This window comes from Pedobacter sp. 01T416_2, from assembly GCF_056398925.1.
In genome coordinates this window covers 1-3,561 of the sequence record NZ_JBFTQI010000627.1, presented here as the reverse complement: position 1 = coordinate 3,561, position 3,561 = coordinate 1, and the positions used below count along the sequence as shown (strand labels likewise).

General features: G+C 40.9%; 3 protein-coding genes. All 3 read left to right on the top strand.

The window, feature by feature from the left end:
* Positions 1–896: NAD(P)-dependent alcohol dehydrogenase (locus AC1DPQ_RS21395; RefSeq protein WP_477610812.1), on the top strand; the 896-nt coding region annotated here is incomplete at its 5' end.
* Positions 897–1,131: 235 nt separating this feature from the next.
* Complete coding sequence (locus AC1DPQ_RS21390; protein WP_477610811.1) at positions 1,132–2,076, top strand: aldo/keto reductase; 945 nt, start codon at positions 1,132–1,134, stop codon at positions 2,074–2,076.
* A gap of 46 nt (positions 2,077–2,122) precedes the next feature.
* Positions 2,123–3,541 carry a carboxymuconolactone decarboxylase family protein gene (locus AC1DPQ_RS21385; RefSeq protein WP_477610810.1) on the top strand — a complete coding sequence of 473 codons (1,419 nt, stop codon included), beginning with the start codon at positions 2,123–2,125 and terminating at the stop codon, positions 3,539–3,541.
* Positions 3,542–3,561 lie beyond the last annotated feature (20 nt).

Here is a 3,561-nt window from a genome sequence, read left to right as displayed (position 1 = left end):
CTGTAGAGGTAAATAAGCCAGTTCCCGATACGCAACAAATTTTGGTTAAAGTAAAGGCCGTTTCTATTAATCCTATCGACTGGAAGATTTTAATGGGTGAGGTGAAACTGATGTCGGGCAAGAAATTCCCAAAATCTGTCGGTTGCGACTTCTCCGGAACAATAGAAAGCACAGGTACGGGTGTTCAAAAATTTAAAGCAGGGGATGACGTGTTTGGCGTAATAGATCCTTTTAAAGATGGAGTTCTTGGAGAATATATTTTGGTGAATGAAAAGGAAATTGCTAAAAAGCCTGCGGATCTGTCATTTGAACAAGCTTCTGCAATACCAACGGTCGGCCAGTCCGCTTTACAGATGCTCACTAAAAACAAGGATAGTATAAAAGGGAAGGAGATTTTGATAAACGGCGCATCTGCCGGAGTAGGTATGTTTGCGATACAGATTGCTAAAAGCCGGGGAGCGATTGTAACGGCTGTTTCAAGCGCAAAAGGGCATCATTTGTTAAAGAAGTGGGGGAGTGATTATGTGATTGATTACAACAGAGAAAAAGTGACGGATTTAAAGAAGAAGTTTGATGTTATCATTGAACTATCTGCTAAATTATCTTTCAGTCAAGCTAAAAAATTAATGAAGCCTAAATCCACATATTTTACCGTTACCCCTTCGTTATGGAATTTCGTGCATTCGTTTTCAAATAACATGGTATCTCGAAAGAAATATGAAATTCTTTTGATGAAATCTGACACAGAAAGTTTAAACCGATTAGCAAATGATGCATTAAAAGGTTTTGATATCCACATCAGCAAAACTTACCCCATGTCAGCTTATAAGGAAGCTTATAAAACGATAATCAAAGAGGGGGCTTTAGGCAAAGTCGTTTTTAATATCGCATCTTAAAATACCAGTTTTAGCAAATTTTTTTGATATGCACGGCCTTATGAAACAATTCATAGAGCTTTATTTATTGGTGCAAACGTATTGCAAACAATCTCGCAGAAATACGCTAAAGCAGAAATAATGGTAAGAGAAACAGGAATCCGTATAACGATCTGATGCAAAAGTATAAAGAACTTAGCTCTATTCTATAATCCATTAAATCGTCTACCGCAGTTCTGCAAATAATAAAAAGAAAATGAAAAAATTACCATCAATAGCATTCGGTACCTGGTCATGGGGAACAGGTTCTGCAGGAGGCGACCAGGTTTTCGGCAACAACCTTAGCGCTGGCGATTTAAAGCAGGTGTTCGATACCGCAATGAAGGCAGGTTTTAACCTATGGGACACTGCAACCGCCTATGGTATGGGTTCATCCGAAACGATATTAGGAGCGTTTGTAAAACAATACCCACGTGAGGATCTCTTACTATCTACCAAGTTTACACCACAGATGGCTGGTTCTTCTGACAACMCTATCGAGGAAATGCTGAATAGCAGTTTTGAGCGTTTAGGAACGGACTATATAGACATTTACTGGATTCATAACCCTACTGACGTTAGTAAATTGACTCCCGAACTGATTCCACTGCTTAAAAGCGGAAAAATAAAAAGTGTTGGGGTATCTAACCATAACCTCGAAGAAATTATATTGGCCAATAGTATACTTGAAACCGCAGGTTTTAGTATTTCTGCCGTACAGAACCATTACAGTCTTCTATACCGTTCATCCGAAGATGCCGGGATCATCGACTATTGCAAATTACACAACATTACTTTCTTTGCTTATATGGTGCTTGAACAAGGCGCATTGTCTGGCAAATATAATACTCAAAATCCGCTTCCCGAAGGTAGCGCCAGAGCAAATACCTACAATAAAGTGCTTCCACAGGTAGAAGAATTAACCGATGTGATGAGAGAAATTGGTATCGGCAAAAATGCTTCCGTTGCCCAGGTTGCAATTGCATGGGCCATTGCTAAAAACACCTTACCCATTATTGGGATAACCAAAACTGCTCAAATTGAAGACGCTTTAAATGCCACTAAAATTAGGTTAACTCATCAGGAAATAGAAAGAATAGAAACCTTGGCAGCAAAAGCGGGCGTTGATACCCAGGGTGCCTGGGAAAAATCGATGATATAGTTGTCTACTAAAATAATCTACCTCAATAAATATTGAAATAAACGAAATGAATATAGAAAAAGATTCGAAAAAAGTCTTGTTTGTAGTAACAAGCTGTAATGTAAAAGGAGATACAGGTATCCCTACAGGATTTAACCTGAGCGAAGTTACCCATCCATTAGAAAAATTAGAAGCAAGTGGCGTTACAGTTGATATTGCATCTATCAAGGGTGGAGCAGCACCTTTAGATGGCTTAGAAGATTTCAACGATCAGGTTAATGCCAAATATTGGGCAGATATCAATTTTCGTGAAGCTATTGCAAATACTTTGAAATTAGATGATGTAAAAGCTTCAGACTATGAGGCCATATTTTTTGCGGGTGGGCATGGAACCATGTGGGATTTTGCCGATAGCCCCGCAATCTTAAAGTTAGTGCCGGAATTTTACGAATCTGGAAAAATTGTTTCGGCAGTTTGCCACGGCCCTGCAGCTTTGGTAAACGTAAAACTAAGCGATGGCTCCTATCTGATCTCGGGCAAAAATGTAGCTGGCTTTACCAATGGCGAAGAGGAAGAAGTACAATCAACCAAGGTAGTTCCGTTCCTGCTTCAGGATGCTTTAATTAACCATGGAGCTGTTTACAAGCATGCCCCTAACTGGAATAATAACATTGCTATTGATGGCAGGTTGATCACGGGCCAAAATCCGCAATCTGCCGCAAGCGTAGGCGAAGCAATTGTAAAAGCGTTTAAAATTAGCAATGCAGAAAAGACCGGGCCAAAACCTGCATTTTCAAGTGCTGATGTAAGTAGTGTTTCTCCTGCATTAGGTAAGTATATCGCCGAAAAACTGGTAGGTGAAGTTTGGGAGCGCCCAGGGTTATCAAAGCATGACCGCTGCATCGTTACTTTGTCATCCCTGATAGCAAGAAACCAAAGCAATGCCATGCCGCATTACTTTATCAAAGCGCTGAACAGTGGTATTACGCCAGGTGAACTTTCAGAAATTATCACACACCTTGCTTTCTATTCAGGGGTGCCCAATGCCATGTCGGCTGTTGCTGTTGCAAAAGATGTATTTGCAAATTATGGAATATTAGGGGCAGAATTACMTTCAACCAGCCCGCTGGCGCTTGATAAAAATGAGGCTTTACCGGGCGATGAGAACAGGGTAGCATTTATAGCGCAAAATATCGCCCCGATAGCCGAAGGTTTTGCTAAATATACCAATGAATTATTGTACGGCGAGGTTTGGCTCCGGGCAGGATTATCATCAAGAAGCAGAAGCCTGGCAACCGTAAGTGCAATGATTGCGGCTGGAGATATCCAATTTCTTGGCATGTATATGGGGCGGGCTGTTGAGCATGGCATTACACGCGGGGAAATGGGCGAAGCATTAACTCAACTGGCATTTTACGCAGGCTGGCCGAAACTCGTTTCTGCATCATTGGTTGTAAAAGAGGTATATGATGGCGCGGGTAAATAATCCGCTAGCTAATCTTAATC